Origin of the sequence: Aerococcus agrisoli (assembly GCF_003797145.1) — a bacterium.
Lineage (GTDB): Bacteria > Bacillota > Bacilli > Lactobacillales > Aerococcaceae > Aerococcus > Aerococcus agrisoli.
Window position 1 is genome coordinate 1 of record NZ_RKMG01000001.1, and the last position, 19,420, is coordinate 19,420.

Annotated in this window: 16 protein-coding genes; 14 read left to right on the forward strand and 2 right to left on the reverse strand. The window is 38.4% G+C overall.

Going from position 1 to position 19,420, the window contains the following annotated elements:
- The first annotated feature begins 168 nt into the window (after positions 1–168).
- The 11 genes from EF384_RS00005 (at position 169) to EF384_RS00055 (ending at position 12,558) form a co-directional block, all read left to right on the forward strand.
- Positions 169–2,106, forward strand: a complete 1,938-nt coding sequence (locus EF384_RS00005; RefSeq protein ID WP_123778957.1) for a BglG family transcription antiterminator — start codon at positions 169–171, stop codon at positions 2,104–2,106.
- Positions 2,103–2,555, forward strand: a complete 453-nt coding sequence (locus EF384_RS00010; protein ID WP_123778958.1) for a PTS sugar transporter subunit IIA — start codon at positions 2,103–2,105, stop codon at positions 2,553–2,555. The genes EF384_RS00005 and EF384_RS00010 overlap by 4 nt, the downstream gene beginning before the upstream one ends.
- A 21-nt stretch (positions 2,556–2,576) precedes the next feature.
- Positions 2,577–2,891: a PTS fructose transporter subunit IIB gene (locus EF384_RS00015; RefSeq protein ID WP_123778959.1), complete on the forward strand. Its 315-nt coding sequence runs from the start codon at positions 2,577–2,579 to the stop codon at positions 2,889–2,891.
- 14 nt (positions 2,892–2,905) lie between these two features.
- Positions 2,906–3,943 (forward strand): PTS fructose transporter subunit IIC, encoded by a 1,038-nt coding sequence (locus tag EF384_RS00020; RefSeq protein ID WP_123778960.1) that lies wholly within the window; start codon positions 2,906–2,908, stop codon positions 3,941–3,943.
- Positions 3,944–3,980: 37 nt separating this feature from the next.
- Positions 3,981–6,605 carry a glycoside hydrolase family 38 N-terminal domain-containing protein gene (locus EF384_RS00025; RefSeq protein WP_123778961.1) on the forward strand — a complete coding sequence of 875 codons (2,625 nt, stop codon included), beginning with the start codon at positions 3,981–3,983 and terminating at the stop codon, positions 6,603–6,605.
- A gap of 162 nt (positions 6,606–6,767) precedes the next feature.
- Positions 6,768–7,619 (forward strand): prephenate dehydratase, encoded by an 852-nt coding sequence (locus EF384_RS00030; RefSeq protein WP_123778962.1) that lies wholly within the window; start codon positions 6,768–6,770, stop codon positions 7,617–7,619.
- Positions 7,620–8,196: 577 nt separating this feature from the next.
- On the forward strand, positions 8,197–9,192 hold the full coding sequence (locus tag EF384_RS00035; protein ID WP_123778963.1) for a nucleoside hydrolase: 996 nt from the start codon (positions 8,197–8,199) through the stop codon (positions 9,190–9,192).
- A 42-nt stretch (positions 9,193–9,234) separates the two neighbouring features.
- On the forward strand, positions 9,235–9,948 hold the full coding sequence (treR, locus tag EF384_RS00040; protein WP_123778964.1) for a trehalose operon repressor: 714 nt from the start codon (positions 9,235–9,237) through the stop codon (positions 9,946–9,948).
- Positions 9,949–10,047: 99 nt separating this feature from the next.
- Entirely contained in the window at positions 10,048–10,650 is a 603-nt protein-coding gene (locus EF384_RS00045; RefSeq protein ID WP_123778965.1) for a CadD family cadmium resistance transporter, read from the forward strand.
- A gap of 303 nt (positions 10,651–10,953) precedes the next feature.
- Complete coding sequence (locus EF384_RS00050) at positions 10,954–12,189, forward strand: ammonium transporter (RefSeq protein WP_123778966.1); 1,236 nt, start codon at positions 10,954–10,956, stop codon at positions 12,187–12,189.
- A 24-nt stretch (positions 12,190–12,213) separates the two neighbouring features.
- On the forward strand, positions 12,214–12,558 hold the full coding sequence (locus EF384_RS00055) for a P-II family nitrogen regulator (protein WP_123779062.1): 345 nt from the start codon (positions 12,214–12,216) through the stop codon (positions 12,556–12,558).
- A gap of 392 nt (positions 12,559–12,950) precedes the next feature.
- On the opposite strand, the gene treC is transcribed toward EF384_RS00055, so the two are convergent.
- Together treC and treP are read right to left on the reverse strand one after the other, a co-directional pair.
- Positions 12,951–14,621, reverse strand: coding sequence for an alpha,alpha-phosphotrehalase (gene treC / locus EF384_RS00060; RefSeq protein WP_123778967.1), 1,671 nt, complete (start codon positions 14,619–14,621; stop codon positions 12,951–12,953).
- A gap of 89 nt (positions 14,622–14,710) precedes the next feature.
- Positions 14,711–16,213, reverse strand: coding sequence for a PTS system trehalose-specific EIIBC component (gene treP / locus EF384_RS00065; RefSeq protein ID WP_123778968.1), 1,503 nt, complete (start codon positions 16,211–16,213; stop codon positions 14,711–14,713).
- Positions 16,214–16,489: 276 nt separating this feature from the next.
- On the opposite strand from treP, the gene tadA reads away from it, so the two are divergent.
- The 3 genes from tadA to EF384_RS00080 all read left to right on the forward strand — a co-directional run bounded on the left by tadA (position 16,490) and on the right by EF384_RS00080 (position 19,412).
- The gene (gene tadA, locus EF384_RS00070; protein ID WP_123778969.1) at positions 16,490–17,017 is read left to right on the forward strand and encodes a tRNA adenosine(34) deaminase TadA; all 528 of its coding nucleotides are present in this window, start codon (positions 16,490–16,492) and stop codon (positions 17,015–17,017) included.
- 117 nt (positions 17,018–17,134) lie between these two features.
- Positions 17,135–17,470 (forward strand): hypothetical protein, encoded by a 336-nt coding sequence (locus EF384_RS00075; protein ID WP_199729679.1) that lies wholly within the window; start codon positions 17,135–17,137, stop codon positions 17,468–17,470.
- Positions 17,457–19,412 (forward strand): V-type ATP synthase subunit I, encoded by a 1,956-nt coding sequence (locus EF384_RS00080; RefSeq protein ID WP_123778971.1) that lies wholly within the window; start codon positions 17,457–17,459, stop codon positions 19,410–19,412. The genes EF384_RS00075 and EF384_RS00080 overlap by 14 nt, the downstream gene beginning before the upstream one ends.
- The last annotated feature ends 8 nt before the right edge of the window (positions 19,413–19,420 follow it).

The following is a 19,420-nucleotide window of genomic DNA, read 5'->3' on the forward strand; positions in this document are numbered from 1 at the left end:
TAAGTTCATTATAAAATCCGCCTATATAAATTAAACTAAATATTTTAGTATAATTTATATATACTTTTATCCACCTAGCAAATGCATTAATAGAGTTGAAGAAAAGTGAATAGGAAAATCAAGTTAGATACCTTAAAATGAAAGCGTATACAAAAGAGGGTGAAATCCATGATAGATCAGTTTGATATCAAACACAAAAAATTAATCCAATTTATTCTAAAAAAACAGAAAACTAATTATGAAGAATTGTCGGAATATAGTGGATTATCAAAAAGAACAGTAGCGAAGTACTTGAATGAGGTTCGTGATTTCCTTAACTCTTTTAATGTACTTTTAACTATAAAACAAGGAGAAGGGGTGTATTTAGAAGGGGATTTAAAAGAACTTGAGGATACCTTAAACTCACTAAATTTTTACAGTTCGGATTCTAAAGAAAATCGTCAAATAAGGCTCTATTCTAAATTTATTTTATCTTCTGAGTTTATAAAAGTTCAGGATTTAGCTGACGAGTTTTTTGTAAGTAGATCAACTATAGAGAGTGAATTAAAAGTTGTACGAAAAAAATTCTTAAATCAGGGTTTTGAAATTATTAGTAATCGAAATGGCATGATTCTAGATGTTTCCGAGCAAGAAAAACGAGAATTGATGTCAGACTTAATCAGTCAATTCTGGGGTGGTCTTAGCTATTCGAAAGATCTAGGTCAAAATTTAATTCTTCAGGTAGAAACTTCAACCTATTTAGAACAAATTTTAAACACAGATAATCTTAAAATAATCACCAAAATTTTGAATACATTCACTAATATAACAAGTTTGATTTTAACTGATTATGAATATCAATCCTTGGCAATTCATTTGACAATTGCTATTGAAAGAATCAGAAATAATTTATTTTTGGAAGAATTGAATTCTGAAACAGATAAACGAATTATTGAGAACAATACAATTTTACTATCAGAGTTAGTAGAGGAAGAGTTTGATTTACTTCTACCAGAAATGGAGAAAAGCTATTTAAATAATCATGTTATTGCAATTCAAAATAACGTTCTAAATAATGAGTTTTCATATACTCCAATTAATGTTAAAGATAAAAATTTACATAATTTAATTACAGAATCACTAGCATCGATTAATCCAGATGTTGAATTAGTCAAAAGTTTAATTCTGCATTTAGATGCAGCTATTGTTAGATTGAAATTGGATTTAAATATATATAATCCATATACCGAAGAAATAAAAGTGTCTTTTCCTTTAGCATTTGAAACTGCAATTCCGCTTGTATACAATATTGAAAAAAATTATCAAATAAAAATGAACGATGATGAAATAGCTTACATAGCAATACACATTCAGAACTTTTTTGAAAGAGCTTCATCTATTAATAGACTAAAATTAAAGGCCGTAATTGTATGTAGTAGTGGTTATGGAACTTCAAAACTACTGGAACAAAGAATTAAAAGCATGTTTTTTGATGAAATTGAAGTAAGCAGAGTTTTGTCTTTAGGAGACTTAGAAAAAACGTTGGTCACTGAAGATTTGATAATTAGTACTATTCCAGTGTCTCAACACGATATACCAGTTGTACAAGTAAGTCCGTTGTTAGGTAAGCTGGATAGGGAAAAAATCTTAGATGTTATTAATAAAAATACTGAAGAGAATCATACTATAGATCAATTTATGGGTTATTTGGATGAGGACTTAATTTTTATAGATAATGGAAGCCAAGATCGAGAATATGTGCTTAGTAAACTATGTGGCAGATTAATAAGTAAAAAGTATGCTAAAGAAGGTATCTTTGAAAGTTCAATGGCCAGAGAGGAAATTTCATCAACAGCAATAGATAGTTTTTCGATGCCACATGCTCAAATAGAATACATACATGTGCCGAAAATTGCTATATACGTAAATAAAGATGGAATCGCATGGGATAAAGATAATGTGAAAATAGTATTTTTCTTCGCTCTAAATAAAGAAGCAAAGAAAAATATTAATGAGGTGTATTCATTTTTCAATGAATTGATATCAAATGAAGAAATAATGAAAAAATTAATACACGTTTCGGATAAAGATGAAATTATTTCGTTAATAAAGAAGGTGAATGAATGATAGATGGGAAAAAAATTTATAAAGAAAATATCGTTATTGATTTAGATGTAAATACTAAGGAGGAAGTAGTTGAGACATTAGCTGAATTACTTTTGAAAAATGGATTTATTAATAACTTACATGCCTTTATAAAAGATGTTCAAGAGAGAGAAAACCATATGACTACGGGAATAGGTAATGGAATTGCTATTCCCCATGGCAAGAGCAGCTCTGTAGTAGAGTCTACAGTCGTTTTTGCTAAAACAACAAAATATATCGAATGGGAATCATTGGATGAAAATCCTGTGAACATAATTTTTTTATTAGCAATTGCGGAAAAAGATAAGGGAGATGGTCATTTGAGAATTCTTGCAGATATTTCAAGTCATTTGATGGATGATGAATTTGTTAATGAAATTAAAAATGCAACAACTGAAAATGAAATCGAACAAATCCTAAGTAGCATATAAATTTAAAATGGAGGGTTTATCATGGTTAAAATAATTGCGGTAACAGCTTGTATTGCAGGTATTGCTCATACTTATATGGCTAAGGCTAATTTAGAAAAATTTGCTAATAAAATAGGGGCGGATATAAAAGTTGAGACACAAGGAGCAATGGGCATAGAAAATAGAATTACGGAAACGGAGGTTAATGAGGCTGACATAGTAATTTTTGCGGTAGATACTAATGTAACTGATAGAGACCGATTTACGGGGAAAAAAATTTTAGAAGTTGGAACAACTGATGTTATAAAAAATGGAGAAAAAGTTATTAATGATGCAATAAATGCCATTGAAAATTAAGGGGGAAGAAAATAATGGAGTTGAAAAAATTAGGTAAAGAAATGTTAAGACATTTTCAGAGTGGGGTTTCATACATGATTCCGCTTGTTACAGCTGCCGGGTTGTTGACATCGATAGCAGTAATTTTTGGAGGATCTGGAGTGTGGGATCAAACTGACACTTTCTGGGGAGTTGTCAGAATGATTGGTCAGACAGGATTGAACTTTATTGTGCCAATGATTTCAGGATATATTGCTTATTCAATTGCAGATCGACCTGGGTTAGCACCAGCTTTCATCACAGGTATGATTGCGAAAGAAATGGGAACTGGTTTTATTGGTGGGATGTTTACTGGTTTAGCTGTTGGATATTTGGTGAATTTATTAAAGAAAATGCCTATTCCACCACAAATCATGACTTTGAAAACATTAATAATTATTCCATTCATTAGTACGGGTGTTGTGGGGTTGGTTCTATGGTATGTAATAGGTACTCCAATTTCTGCTATGACTGAATCTTTAACTGCATGGCTAAATAGTATGTCTGGTGCAAATGCAATCTTACTTGGAGCAATCTTGGGTGGAATGATGGCATTTGATATGGGTGGTCCGATTAATAAAATTGCTTATGCATTTGGTGTAGCGAGCTTTACTTCCGGTGGTTATGGAGCTAGTACAGCCATGCTACTAGGTATTGCTATTCCACCTTTGGGGATGTTCCTTGCAACTTTATTAAATAAAAAACTATATACAGCGGAAGAAATTGAAAATGGAAGAACAGCTATGTTAATGGGGTTAGTGGGTATCACGGAAGGTACAATTCCATTCGCAGTTTCAGATCCTATTAGAGTTATTCCAAGTATTGTGGTTGGTACAGCAGTTTCAGGCGCTATTAATGGGGCTTTTAATATCACACAGCAAACGATGTTATCAACATTTATGGCTATTCCGTTTACATCAAACCCTGTAATGTACATTGTAGCAATTGCAGTTGGAGGGTTGGTAACTGCTTTAATGGTTAAGACTTTAAAACAAATTAATTTTAAAGGTGGCAATGTTAAAGAAGAGTCGTAGAAAATCTGATTGATTTGTGTGAGAGGAGAACCAATTGATGCCAAAAGCACATTTTGTACAACATACACACTGGGATAGAGAATGGTATTTTACAACCTCTGATGCCCTTGTTTTGAGCGATCAAGTGTTTACTGAAATGCTTGATGAATTGACGAGAAATGAAAAAGTAAATTTTACATTAGATGGACAATCTTCGATTATTGATGAATATGTAGAAATTCATCCTGAAAAAATTGAAGTTATACGGAAATTGGTAAGAGAAAACAAATTATTTGTTGGCCCTTGGTATACTCAAACGGATGCATTGTTGGTAGATGCAGAATCTATTTTAAGGAACTTAATTATAGGGATAAATGAGACTTCGTTAAAATATGGAAATCCTATGATGTTAGGTTATTTACCAGATACCTTTGGGTTTAATGCACAATTGCCAACAATTTTGCAACATGCAGGAATTGATAATTTTTTAAGTTGGAGAGGCTTAAATTTTGAAAAACTTGTAGAATCCCCATATTTTGTATGGAAAGGGTTGGGAAATAAAAAGGTTTATGCCGTTAATTTTCCTTTTGGATATATGACTGGTTTACTTTATACGGATGCATTAGATGATTTAACAGAATTTGTAAATGATCGTTTAGATCCAGCTATTGAATTTAATAGTATCCATGGTAATAATGACGATATTTTAATACCGTCTGGTATAGATCAAAAAAGCATGGTAGAGAATTTTGATGATGTTGTTCAAAATATTAATAAAATCAGCAAATACGAAAATGTTATCAGTGACTATCCAACTTTCGTTAATATAATTAGGAATAAGGAAAATTTACCATCATATAAAGGTGAACTTAGAGAACCTGTTTACTCTAGAATTCATAGATCAATAGGTTCAGTTAGAACACAGATTAAGCTAGAAAATTATAAATTAGAACAAAAACTAATTCGCAGGGTTGAACCCCTATTAGCTATTGCTAAAGGATTGGGAATTACAATTGGAAAGGGATTGTTAGTTAAAGCCTGGAAAAAATTATTAGAAAACCAAGCACATGATAGCATCGGAGGATGTGTTTCAGATAATGTGGCTGTGGATATCCATCATCGATTTAAACAGGCGAATGAGTTAGCAGATGGAATTGAAAATCTGGTTGCTAAGAGAATTGCAGAATTTTTAAACTTAAAAGAAAATGAAATTATCGTATTTAATACGGATGCTAAACCCTTTAATGGTAACAAAGTAGTTCATGTTGTTGCCCCAGATAAGAATATTAAATTTGAAAATGGATTGAGTCCAATTTTAGTAGGTGAAAAATATTATCCAGCACGACAAAATATAAAAAGAGAAATTCCAAAAGGTCATATTTTCATTGATGAACCTCCTTATTATGAGTTGGATATTCAAATTAATATCGACCTGCCAGCTTTAGGTTATAAAGTAATTAGATTTGAAACCTCGGATCATGAGCTCCAATCGAGAACTGTAAGTCAAGATTCAGATTATGCGTATATCGAAAATGAATATTATAAAGTTAAGTTTTCTGAAGATGCAATTGAACTACAATCTCTAAAAGATAAGAGTATCAGCCGAATTTCTATTGTAGACTGTGCAAATGATGGAGATACGTATGATTTTTCGCCTTTATTAGGAGACGAAGAGAAACTATTTACTTTTAATTCGGCTAAAGTATCTGAATTAGGTAATACAAAGACTATGGAAATTTTTGGAGAAATGAATTTACCATATGATTTACCGGATAGACTTTCAGAAAATCCAAACTATGGAGATTTGAAAGTTAAGCTTACTTTGAACTTATCAAATGGTTCAGACTTAATTAGAGGTAATATCCATATAAATAATAAAATTTTATCACATAGATTAAGACTTCAAATTTCAGAATTGAATAACGACCAAAAATCAATTGCTCAAATACAGAACGGATTTATTGAGAACACAGTAGAAGAAATATCAGAAGATTGGAACAAATCATATGTAGAAAAACCAGTTAATATTAAAATTTTTGATAAAACTGTTAGTGTTCAAAATGTGGATAATTATTTCACCTTTTTTGGAGAGGGATTGAAGGAATATGAGAGAATTGATGATAGTCTTTTCATCACATTAATGAGTACCACAGGTGAACTTGGAAAACCGGACCTAGCATGGCGCCCTGGTAGAGCTTCTGGAGATACTACAAATGAAGGGCATATTATGATGCCAACCCCAATGGCTCAAGAATTAGGAGAAAATTCATTTTCTTTTGCTTTGAGAGTCGGACAGGGAAAATTTGATGAAACAATCATTGCTAAGATTGCCCAAGATTGGGTAAGTCCTTCGGTATCTTATCAACGTCAAATGTTGAACAAATTTATTAATCGACTTGATAATAAAATTTGGCCGCTACAAAGTTCAAATAAACTTGAATTAGAATATTCGTTATTCTCGGTTCCGGAAAATCTAATAGTATCCTCAATATATCCATCATATTCAAATGAGGATTCGTTTATAGTCCGATTATCAAATCCGACAAAGGAAACAATCACGTTAGATAATGAATTTTTGAAAGGTGCTAAGGTTGTTAACGCCATTGAAAAAGAATTGGCCGAAACAGATACGATTTTACCTTATGATTTTGTTACATTAATGTATCAATATACTCCAAATTAAAATGCTATAAAAAGAACTAAGGAAAATAAATATTTTCTTAGTTCTTTTTTATCTGAAATTATAAGTGGATGCTATAGCGTATAACTGCAGAATCTTCAATGACAATTGCCGGTGAAACTGTTAAACTTAGCAATATGAGATTTTAAAAAGAAGGGTGAATAAATGATGAGAATTGGTTATCAAGGGGTCCCGGGTGCGTATAGTGAAGCGGCGACGATTGCTTTTATTTCTGAACAGCTACAGTTGTCTTATGATGATCCGCGATTGGAGATTGCTTCGTATGACGATTTTCCGCCAATGGTTGAGGATTTGGTGGATAACAAGGTGGACCGTATTGTGATGCCAATTGAGAATTCGACGACGGGTTTGATTGCGCGGACGATGGATTTGGTGCGTTATCAGCCGGTTGTGGCGCGTTATGAGCATTATCAACCTGTGAACCATGTGTTATGGGGTGTGCCGGGGGCAGATATCCATCAGGTGACTGAGGTGTATTCACATCCGGAGGCTTTGACGCAATGTAAATTGTTGTTTGATCGCTATCCGAATATGAATCAGGTGGCCTATATAGATACGGCGGTTTCGGCGGAGTTTATTGCTAAAGAGGGTGACCCGACTAAGGCGGCGATTGCGAGTCCGCGTGCGGGTGAGTTGTATGGTTTACAGGCTTTGGAGCCGGCTGCCTATGACGAAGCGGGCAATATGACGCGCTTTTTGGTGTTTGAACGTTACAACGAAATTGACCGTGAAAATCAACATGATATTTTGATGTTTTATATTGAGACGCCGCATGAGCCAGGTGCTTTGGCTAAGTTGCTTCAAGTTTTGGATGTTTACCGTGTAAACTTGCTAGGCTTAAATGCGCGTCCGATTCCCTTGAAGCCTTTCCGTTATGGTTTCTTTATTGAGGCAGATCCTTCTAATATGATTGGTGATTTGGATGCCTTGGCGAAAATTTTGCGCGCCTTATCCACTCACTTACAAGTTGTCGCACACTTTCCAAGAAATAGGTAAAGATAGGATGTGAGCGCGGGCGTTCAGACAGGTAGCACTGGAAGAGATATGTAGTAGCAAGCGCAGCTTGCTGCAAATATCTCTGAAGTGGAGACCTGTCTGCCCAAGCGAACTCAACTTCATAGGATGTGAGGTCCGAACTCAACTTCACAGGATGTGAGCGCGGGAGTTTAGGGTAGCTAGCGCTAGGAGAAAACGATTTAATTTTGGTATTGTATGTATTCAATTTAAAATAAACGTTATTTGGCTACATCATGGGGCTGATCTATCAAAAATGAGAAAAAAAGGTCACATCGAAGGTGCCTTTGAGCCCATTTTTGGAGGTTGGTTCATACAAGTGGTTTATCGGTCCATTTTTTCTCATAAAGGGTACAACAGACCGTCACTGTGTCCAAATTTCGTATTTTTCGTACAAATTAAATGCAATGCCCCAAAGTGAGCGCCCCCTAAACCAGGTCCAACGCCCTACTTCACCAGAACACGAGAAAACTGAGATAATTTAGATATTTTAAGCGCTTACATGCTATAATGTAGTTAATAAATTTGTATAGACAATTTGAATTTGGGAGGAATTAGTATGGATAAACGCAAAGTAATCATTGATACAGACCCTGGGATTGATGATGCGGTAGCCTTAATGACGGCTTTAAGTGATCCGTCATTAGACATTTTAGGCTTTACAACCGTTGCGGGGAACAAGGGGCTTGGCATGACAACGACCAACGCCGTTCGTGTCGCAACCTATTTCGATGGCCGTGTCAACATCTATCCAGGTGCCAACAATGATTACGTTTCTTTAAAAGAAAATAAACCAGCCCGCGAGAATGCGACCGGTGAAATCCACGGCTCTAACGGCATGGGTGGCGTCGATTTCCCTTACGACGAAAGCCTGATTCAAGAAACGCATGCCGTTGATTTTATCTTGGACACCATTAAGGCCAACCCGGGCGAAGTCGACTTGATTGCACTTGGCCCCTTAACGAATATTGCCTTAGCGGTGGAAAAAGATGTCGCAACCATGAAACAATTGCGCTCTATCACTACGATGGGTGGCGCTGCTCAAGGTGGGAATGTCGGGCCCGTGGCCGAGTTTAACTACTGGTTTGACCCGGTATCTGTAGATATCGTGTTCAAGGCACTGGGCGAAGCCGTTCCGATTACAATGATTGGTCTTGATGTTACAGGACAATCGCTGTTGGATATGAATGACCTAGAATTTATGCGCCTTGCTGGTGGTGAACTTGGCGGTATGATTCGTGAAATGTTCGATGCCTATATCCTAAATGCCTTTAAAAACGAAGGTACAGTCGGAACAGTCATCCACGATTTAGTGGCAGTTGTCGGCTATTTGCATCCAGAAATTTTTACCGAAGTGTACTATGCCAACTTGGCGATTGAAACCAAGGGTGAATATACATACGGGCAAACAGTGATTGATTTTGATGGCCGTACTGGTCGTCCACAAAACGTCAGCATTGCCATGGATATTGACCTATTAACCTACAAAGAGTATGTCATGGCGACTTTATTTGGTGATGACATTTGTGATTTATATTTGGAATATTTAGGCTAGAACCGCAACAAGCACATGTATCAAGAGAAGTAGGTGACGGAAATGTTTAAGTTCGAATTTATTTCCGCAGACATTCAGGAGAAAATTCGCCAGGGACATTACCCCGTTGGTCAATTATTGCCCAGCGAAAATGACCTGGCCAAAATTTATCATGTCTCGCGTGAAACCATTCGAAAAGCCCAAAAACGATTGGAAGAAACAGGATTTATTCAGAAGAAGCAAGGTAAGGGCGCAATTGTCCTTGACTATGCACGCTTTTCTTTTCCCATTTCTGGGCTGACGTCTTATAAAGAATTGCAGGAAGCACAGCACTTCCAAAGTAAAACGACTGTCCTCGTCAACGAAGTCATTCCCGCACCGCAGCACCTAATTGGAGTGGATGGCGTGGAAGAAGGCGAGGAGTTCATTCATTTAGTGCGTAATCGTGAAATGGACGGGATGAATGTCATTGTCGACCATGATTATCTACGCCGGAAAGTTGTGGACCATATCCCAACTGAAATCGCTAGTATCTCCATGTATCAATACTTGGAGGGTGAGTTAGGCTTGGAAATTTCCTTTGCCAATAAGGAAATCGTCGCACAAAAAGCGGACCCGACTGATCAAATTCAGATGGGGATTGGACCGGATGACTATATTATTCGTGTGAATAGTCACGTGTATTTGGAAGATGCTACATTTTTCCAATTCACTTCATCCCATCATCAAATCGACAAATTCCGTTTTGCTGAATTTGCCCGCCGGATGTCGCATTAATGTTGATATGAATGATGTGAAAAAGGCGCTATTCCTGTGTGGAAAGTGCCTTTTTACTGTATACTAAGCTTCAGAAAAGACATTTTGAAAGGACTAACTATGCAGACAATTATTTCCGCTATCATCGTTTTTATCGCTACATCTATCGACTACCTAATTATCCTAACCATGATTTTGGCCAAGCTGACACGTAAAGCAGATCGCCGCCAAGTGTATATTGGGGAGTATGCTGGAACGGCATGGCTTGTTTTGATTAGCCTCTATTTTGCTTATATTTTGAATATGGTGCCAGAAGAGTGGATGGTTGGAACACTTGGTCTAATACCCTTATTTTTAGGGGTTCGTGCAATCTTCAAAGACGAAGATGAGGCCGATGAAGCCATGGAAAAATTTGAAGCGCGTGGTAATAAATCATTATTTTGGACGGTAACCTTAGTCACTATCGCGTCCGGTGGTGATAATGTAGGTATTTACATTCCTTACTTTGCCAGCCTTGACTGGGGGCAAATCCTAGTAGCTATTGCCGTCTTTGTTATAGGGGTCTCAGCCTTATGTTACATTGCCTATCGTTTCAGTCGTTTGCCATTTATTGCTGAAACTATCGAAAAATATGAGAAAATCATTATCCCTGTTGTATTTATTGGCCTAGCTTTTTATATTATGTGGGAAAATGGTACCATCCAACATTTCTTGGGTATTTAAATAAACTTTTGATGAGAGATATTGGTCGTTTTTGACCAATATCTCTCTTTTTTGTTCAATGAAAAGTGCAATATTGTCCTGTTTATGAGAGACGAATGTTAGGAAATGCGCAAAAAACCCTTTTACACCGCCAATTTTTTTAAACTATAAGCATAATATGAGAAAGTTTTAATAAAAAACTAAGAAAGTTTTCAAAAAAATGTTTACATGATGAGAAACTTTCGATATATTATCTAACATACAACTGGAAAAACAAAAATTATGTAAGGTTTCCTAACATGTGTATAGAAAAGAGGTCTTTTTATGGATACTGGAAGTATTGCTTTTATTATTGTCTGTTCGGCTTTGGTATTTTTCATGACACCCGGATTAGCATTTTTCTATGGCGGTTTAGATCGTCGTAAAAACGTCATCAACACGATGATGATGAGTGTGGCACCCATTGCCATAGTATCTGTTATCTGGTTTGTTGTAGGTTATTCTCTTTCTTTTGGTGGAGAAGGTAGTCTTATCGGAGATTTCTCACATCTATTCTTTAACGGATTGAGCGAAACTGATTCTACACGTGGTTTAGAAATTCCTGATACTTTATTCGCAGCATTCCAAATGATGTTCCCGATTATTACGGTAGCAATCCTTACAGGAGCTGTAGCTGGACGCATGCGTTTTTCAGCACTATTAATTTTTATCGTCGCATGGTTGTTCGTAGTATACTTCCCATTTGCACATATGGTTTGGGACGAAGGTCTTTTAGCTCAATGGGGTACACTTGACTTCGCTGGTGGTGATGTTGTCCATATCACATCTGGTGTTTCAGGTTTAGTCTTAGCCTTGATGGTTGGGAAACGTCGCGATCACGGTCGTTTAGTCTTCCGTCCACATAACGTACCTTTCGTACTATTAGGTGCAGGTATCCTTTGGTTTGGTTGGTTCGGCTTTAACGCAGGTTCTGCTTTAGCTGCAAACGGTCAAGCTGTACATGCCTTAATCACAACACATTTATCAGCAGCATCAGCAATGTTATCTTGGATGTTAATTGAACGCTTTAAAACTGGACACTACTCACTTGTCGGTGCATCAACAGGTTTAGTTGCCGGATTGGTTGCTATTACACCAGGTGCTGGTTTCGTTTCTCTATGGAGTGCCGTTGTTATCGGTTTGCTAGTTAGTCCAGTATGTTACTTTGCAATTTCTTACTTGAAACCGAAATTAGGTTACGATGACGCATTAGACGCATTCGGTTGTCACGGTATTGGTGGTATTTTCGGTGGTATCGTAACAGGTATCTTCACACTTCCAGAATACGCTTTAGACCCAGCAAACGTTGGTATCTTATACGGTAGCGGTAACTTACTGTTCGTAACAATCGCTGCAATCCTATTTACTATCGCTTGGTCAGCTATCGGTACTTTTGTTATTGTAAAAGTAATCAGTTTCTTCATGCCAATTCGTGTCTCTGAACGTGCAGAAGCTGTCGGTCTTGATGATTCTGAACACGAAGAAACAGCATATCCAACATTTATGGGAATTGATTCCTAATAACGTAGGGAGAGGAAGATGACTATGAAAAAAATCGAAGCTATCATTCGACCAGATCGATTAGAAGATTTAAAATACGGCTTATCAAAAGCTGGTTTCACAAGCGGCATGACTATTAGTCAAGTACTAGGAAACGGTAATCAACAAGGCTTCGCGGAAATTGTCCGTGGTCAAAAAGTATTACCAACCTTACTAGCCAAAGTCAAAGTAGAGATTGTCACATCAGACGATCGCGTTGACGGAATCGTTGACCTAATCTGCAAGCTAGTTAGCACAGGTGAAGTTGGCGATGGCAAAATCTTTATTTCCACAATTGACGAAGCAATTCGTATACGTACAGGGGAACGCGATGGCGACGCCCTAAAATAAACGAAAGAAGACTAGGGCAAATGTTCTAGTCTTTTTTCATGCCTTTGATTCAACTACAGGATTCCGTATTTAAACACAGGCAATAGTGCCTATAGGAAGGGCTTGTGCAATCACCGGCCCTTCACAAATAATAAAATATTAGGGTGAAAATGAAACGCCACAATCAACAGGACTTCAAATTTTTAGCCGCAGGCGGAGGTGTATGTCCTTTAGCCGTGAAGAAGGATGAAATCGAGACCTTGGCTCGATTTCAAGCCGAGAGACCAAGGCTCTCGGAGGTCCCACGGCTTTTAAAGGACTATACACGACAAGCCGAAGGCTCATAAAGATAGATATGAACACAAAGAAAAGCCTCCAAGTTTCAACTTGAAGGCTTTTTCCTTTATTCAAATCTATTTCGTAATGAAGGCAACCGTTTCGTATGGTCCTAAATCAAATTCACGGGTAAATGTATCAAGCACATCATTACCAAGTAATTTGTCATAGCTGCGATTTAAATCAACACTATCCGGCAAGGTCACAGTAGTGGTGCCAGGGTAGAAATGACTGAACACATACAAGACTTGGTCATCCAAAGTTCGGTAGTAAGCCAAGACTTCAGGGTGGTCCGTCAACAACTCATGATAAGCACCATCTTGGATAATCGGCATATCATGACGCAACTTAATCAATTGTTGGTAGTAAGGGAAAATTTTGCCACTTTCCAATTCCTTGGCCACATTAATGTCCTTATAATTATCCGCAACTTTCAACCACGGCGTACCTGTTGTAAAACCGGCATTTTCTGAATCATCCCATTGCATTGGGGTACGTGATGTGTCACGTGATTTGAACTGGATAATTTCCATGGTTTCTTCCTCAGAAAGTCCCTTATCCAATAAAATCTTGTAGTTGTTCCAAGTCTCAATATCATTGTAATCGTTGATATCTGTGAAGTCAGGGTTGGTCATCCCAATTTCCTCACCTTCAAAGACGTAAGGTGTACCGCGCATGAAATGAATGGTTTGTGCCAACATGGTGGCTGTTTCATACGGATAGTTGACCGTGTCGCCGAAGCGTGAGTTGGCGCGCGGTTGGTCGTGGTTATTCCAGAACAAAGCGTTCCAACCATTACCGTCCGACATGCCTTTTTGCCAATCATTTAAAATCTCTTTCAAGCTTTGGAAATCGAAAGCTACTTTCGACCATTTTTCGCCGTCCAGATAATCGACTTTTAAATGGTGGAAGGAGAAAATCATAGACAATTTCTCTTCATCCGGATTGGTATAGCGCACACCATCCTCGATTGTCGTCGAAGACATCTCGCCGACCGTCACAAAGCCCTCGATATCGCCAAAGGTAGACGTCGCCATCTCCTTTACCCAACGATGCGAATTCTCCGTATCCGTGTACAGACGCTTCTCTTGCGTCGAACCCGGCCCGTCAATCGAGTCTTCTAGGATCTCGCTCTTACCAACCACATTCATCACGTCGAAACGGAAACCACCCACACCCTTATCAATCCAGAAGCGTAAGATGTCAAAAAGAGCTTCGCGCACTTTTGGATTATGCCAGTTTAGATCGGCTTGGGTGACATCGTATAGATGCAGATAATAGAGGTCGGTATCACCAAATTGTGCCCAAGCAGGCCCACCAAATTTGGATTCCCAGTTGGTCGGTAGACTACCATCTGCTTTCAAAGGGCGTAAGTAGTAATACTCCTGGTATTCCTCGTCGCCTGCTAGCGCTTTTTGGAACCATTCATGGTCAGTAGAAGAATGGTTTAATGGCATGTCGAGCATGATGTCGATGCCGCGGGCTTTGGCTTTTTGAGCTAATTCTGTGAAGTCGTCCATGGTCCCAAAACGTGGATCAATGGCCGTGTAGTCTGAAATGTCATAGCCATTGTCATGTTGGGGAGACGGATAGAATGGGTTAAGCCAAATCATGTCGATGCCTAATTTTTCTAAGTAGTCTAATTTTTCGATGATGCCTCTAAAATCACCGAAGCCGTCGCCGTTAGCGTCGTTGAAAGATTTTGGGTAAATCTGGTAGATCACCTTTTTGCCAAGATTGTTTGTCATATGAATCCTTCCTCCTTTTCCTTTGAGAAAAAAATGCTCGCCCGTGGTTGTCTACCAAGGCGAGCGCTTTGTTTACGGATATCCGCTATTTAAAATTTTACGTTGAAGTCTAGTTTGTTTTTCGCTAAGAAGCCAGTTTTTCTGAAGACTAATGTCAATGCAAATGGTACCACAATTGCGATAAGCATTGCTAATGCGAACCAACCCCAGTATTGGAATTGAATGGCTAAGATACCAGGTAAACCACCGACACCGATTGAGTTAGCGGTAATACCAACACTTGTTGTTAATAGACCGGCTAAACCTGAACCAATCATGGCTGCGACGAATGGGTAAACATATTTAATGGTTACACCGAACATGGCAGGTTCTGTTACCCCTAAGTAAGCTGAAACAGCTGATGGGATAGTGATTTGGCTTTCTTTTTCATCGTGACGAGTTGCCCACCAGATACCCATTACAGCAGATGCTTGGGCGATGTTTGATAGGGCAATCATTGGCCATAGACCTGTACCACCGAAGTCAGCGATTAATTGCGTATCGATAGCGTTGGTCATGTGGTGTAAACCTGTAATTACTAATGGAGAGTATAGGGCACCGAAGATTAGACCGAATAACCATGAAACTGGACCAGTTAAACCTGCGTATACGATACCTGAGATAAATGTACCAATTGCCCAACCAATAGGACCTAAAACAGTATGAGCCAAAATGATGGCTGGTACTAATGAAAGGAATGGTACGAAGATCATTGAAATCATTTCTGGGATGTGTTTACGCCAGAAGATTTCTAACCAAGATAGTGCTAAACCGGCGAAAATCGCTGGTAATACTTGTGCTTGGTAACCAATCATGTCAATTTGGAAGAATCCGAAGTCCCATTGTGGTACCTCACCAGCGGCTAAGGCTGCAGGTGCTGCATAAGCGTTTAATAATTGTGGTGATACTAATGTAATACCTAAAACAATACCTAAAATTTGGGTTGTACCCATTTTACGCGTAACAGACCATGTAATACCTACTGGCAAGAAGTGGAAGATGGCTTCACCTGGTAACCAAAGGAAGCTATTCACACCCGCCCAGAAAGGCGATACGTTAACGATTGTGTTGTAAATTGGTGTACCGTCGGCTGCTGTTTGGGCAACACCCTCAACGATTTTTTGGCCAAGGAATGACATTGGCACACCTTCAAGTACGTTACGGAAACCTAAGATAAGACCCCCAACAATAATGGCTGGAATAATAGGGGCGAATACTTCAGCTAAGAAAGTCATGGCTTTTTGTAGCCAGTTTTGTTGTTGACTAGCGGCAAGCGCTTTCACTTCTTCCTTAGAAGTACCAGTTACACCTGAAACGGCTTGGAAGTCATTATAAAACTCTGCAACCTTGTTCCCGATGATGACTTGGAATTGACCTGCTTGGGTAAAAGTACCTTTTACAGAATCCAACTCTTCAATTGCTTTCACGTCCGCTTTGCTTGGATCGTTCAAAACGAAACGCATACGTGTGGCACAGTGCGTTACCGCGCCGATGTTTTCTTTACCACCAATGTCTGCTAACAAGGCTGTGGCATCTTGTTTGAAATCACTCATTTTTTCTCCTCCTTAATGTCTGACAACAGCTGTTTCTAACAGCAACCCATATTGCAAAATTCAACTAACTTGTCTATACAAGTTATTTACACCTATATTATATAATGTTACCGTTTTCAAATCAAGTGTTTATTTTCAAAAGAAAAAAATATTTTATAGACCACTAGTTAATAGGAAGAAAAGTCTCAATCTCCTTTGACACACTAGGATAGCTGTTGGTATGCCTGTCATAAAGTGGTAAAATTAGCCATGATTTAAAAAAGAAAGAGGTGTGGCATGACGGAAGAAAATCACGAACGCTTAAGTGATCTCCCAGAAGAACAAGTAAAATTCATGCAAGCTGCAATTGATGAAGCAAATAAAGCGGCGGCCATCGGTGAAGTACCGATTGGGGCGGTCGTTGTCTACGATGGTGAAATCATCGGGCGGGGGCATAATTTGCGGGAAAACAGCCAGAATGCGACCACGCATGCGGAAATGATTGCCATTCAAGAAGCCAATAAAAACCGGGATTCTTGGCGACTAATGGATGCGGATTTATATGTCACGCTTGAGCCGTGTCCCATGTGTTCAGGTGCCATGATCCAAAGCCGTGTACGTCATGTATACTTTGGCGCTTATGACCAAAAGGGTGGAACGGCGGGCACGCTCATGAATTTACTGCAGGACAGTCGTTTTAACCATCAAGTAGGCGTAACGGGTGGTGTCATGCATGATGAGTGTCAAAAACTCTTGCAAGACTTCTTTGCAGAACTAAGACTGAAACGCAAAAATGCCAGCCGCAAGCCCAAATTGGACGCCTAAGAAATGCAATGATATCGGGCATTTTTATGGATAAGGTGGCTTGTTTATCAGATTGTATTAATATTTTAAATAAGCGTTTTCTTTGTTATAATTAAAGTGTTATATCGCTTTAGGGAGGTGAATGAATTGACCAGCAAAACTTTAGAACAAATTGTCGATACTGAAAAGGCTACGAAAGACCTTGTCAAACAATATGAGGAAAAACGTGAAGCTTTATCAGCTGATAAAGAACGTCAAATAGCAACATGGGCATCTGAAAAGGATGCAGCTGTAACCGCCTTTCAACAAGCGCAAGTAGATGCGAACCAAAAAGTGTTACAAGCTTATCAAGCTGAAGAAAAAGCTAAGAATGATCAAGAAATTCAAGAATTGAAAGATAAATTCCAGAATGACTTGCCTGCTTTAGTATCAGTTGTAATTTCGGAGGTGAAAAATAGTTATGGCAATCGCTAAGATGCAAAAAGTATCGCTTGTGACGGCGCCAAGTAACAAGGAAAAATTGTTATACACCTTACAAACGATGCAAAATATTGAAGTCAGTGACTTATCTTTAAAGATTACCGGTGATGACTTAACCTTCAATAACAACTACCAAAATCAAAACGACTATCAAGTTTTGTACGAACGTGGTCGCGAAGTCTTAAAGTTCTTGAGCCAATATCAATCAAAAGTTTCTTTAAAAGAAAAGATTACTGCGAAACGGCCAGAAATGACCATGGATCAACTACATGAAAGTGTAGATGATGATGCAGCCTTGGCCCTTATCGAACAAGTGGAAGCCTTACGTCAAAAACGTAATGATATTCAAGACCAACGCCAACATGTGGAAGACGAACAAACGGCCATCGCAAAATGGCGTGCCTTATCCGTGGATCCACAAAGTCTGACAGCACTTGATCTATTCGACGTGCGTTTGGGGACCATTCCAAATGACGAAAATCGCGTTCATTTTAACCAATTGAAGGCAAATGAACATGTAGCGGTCGAAGAAATCTTTGCAGACGAAAACGAAATTGGCGTGGCTGTTGTCGCTTTACCAACATATAAAGACGACTTACAAGCAGCTTTGAGTGAAAACTACTTCTCTGAAGTCGATTTTGCTTACAGTCAAACACCGGAAGCAAGTTTCCAAAAATTAGAACAAGAACGTAAACAATTGATTGAAGATGAAAAGCAGGTTGTTAACCAATTGAAAGACCTGCAAGGATCAAAAGCCACCATCCAGCTGGCAGTCGAAGAATTCTTCAACCGCAGCCAACGTGCAAATGCGGCGAAATTATCTTATGACAATCAACAATTGTCCTTATTTAGTGGTTGGGTAGAGGAAACGCAAGTTGGGGAATTACAAAGTGTTCTAGAAAACACTTTTGATAACCAAGAGATTGCGGTCATTCTTGAAGAAATCACTGAAGAAGAAATTGAAGCCGATGAAGTGCCAATCAAATTGAACAATTCGGGCATTGTCGCACCATTTGAAATGATTACAGAAATGTACTCATTACCAAATTATCGCGAAAAAGACCCATCTAACTGGGTAGCCATCTTCTACATGTTATTCTTCGCTATGATGATGGGTGACTTTGGTTATGGTGCCTTGTTATGGTTAGGTACTTTTATCGCCCTTAAGGTGATGGATTTACGTAAGGGTGCCAAACGTTTTGTGACATTTGGTCATATCCTATCCTATCCAACAATGTTGGTTGGTTTAGCTTATGGATCAGCTTTTGGGGTGACCTTACCATTCGGTATTATCAACCCAACGGAAGATGCCTTGACCTTAATGATTATTTCATTGGTGATTGGTTATGTGCATATTTTTGTTGGTCTATGTTTAAACATTCGCCTACAAGTAGCACGTAAAGAATGGGCAAATGCCTATAATGATGGTATCGGTTGGTTAAGCTTGATGATTGCCTTAGCGATTGGTATCGCAGGTATGATGTTAGGTATTCCAGTACTGATTACGATTGCCACATGGATTGCGATTATCGCAGCTGTAGGTATCGTTTTAGTACCGGTATTTACTAGTGATAATAAAGCTGTTGGTGGGGTTGTTGGTTTGTATAACTTATACGGTGTGTCTTCATATGTAGGGGACTTCGTATCCTATACACGTCTAATGGCCTTGGGTATTTCAGGTGGTGCCATTGGTATGTCCTTCAATATCCTATTCACAATTTTACCGACACCTGTACGTTTTACAGCAGGTATCGCTTTAATTATCGTCTTACAATTATTCAACATGTTCCTATCCCTACTATCTGCTTATGTACATAGTATGCGTTTAATCTTCGTTGAATTCTTTGGTAAGTTTTATGAAGGTGGCGGTCGTGCCTTTAAGCCAATCCGCACCTTGCAAGAATTTGTTTCTTTAAAAGATGTAAAAGAAAATTAGTCACTCAA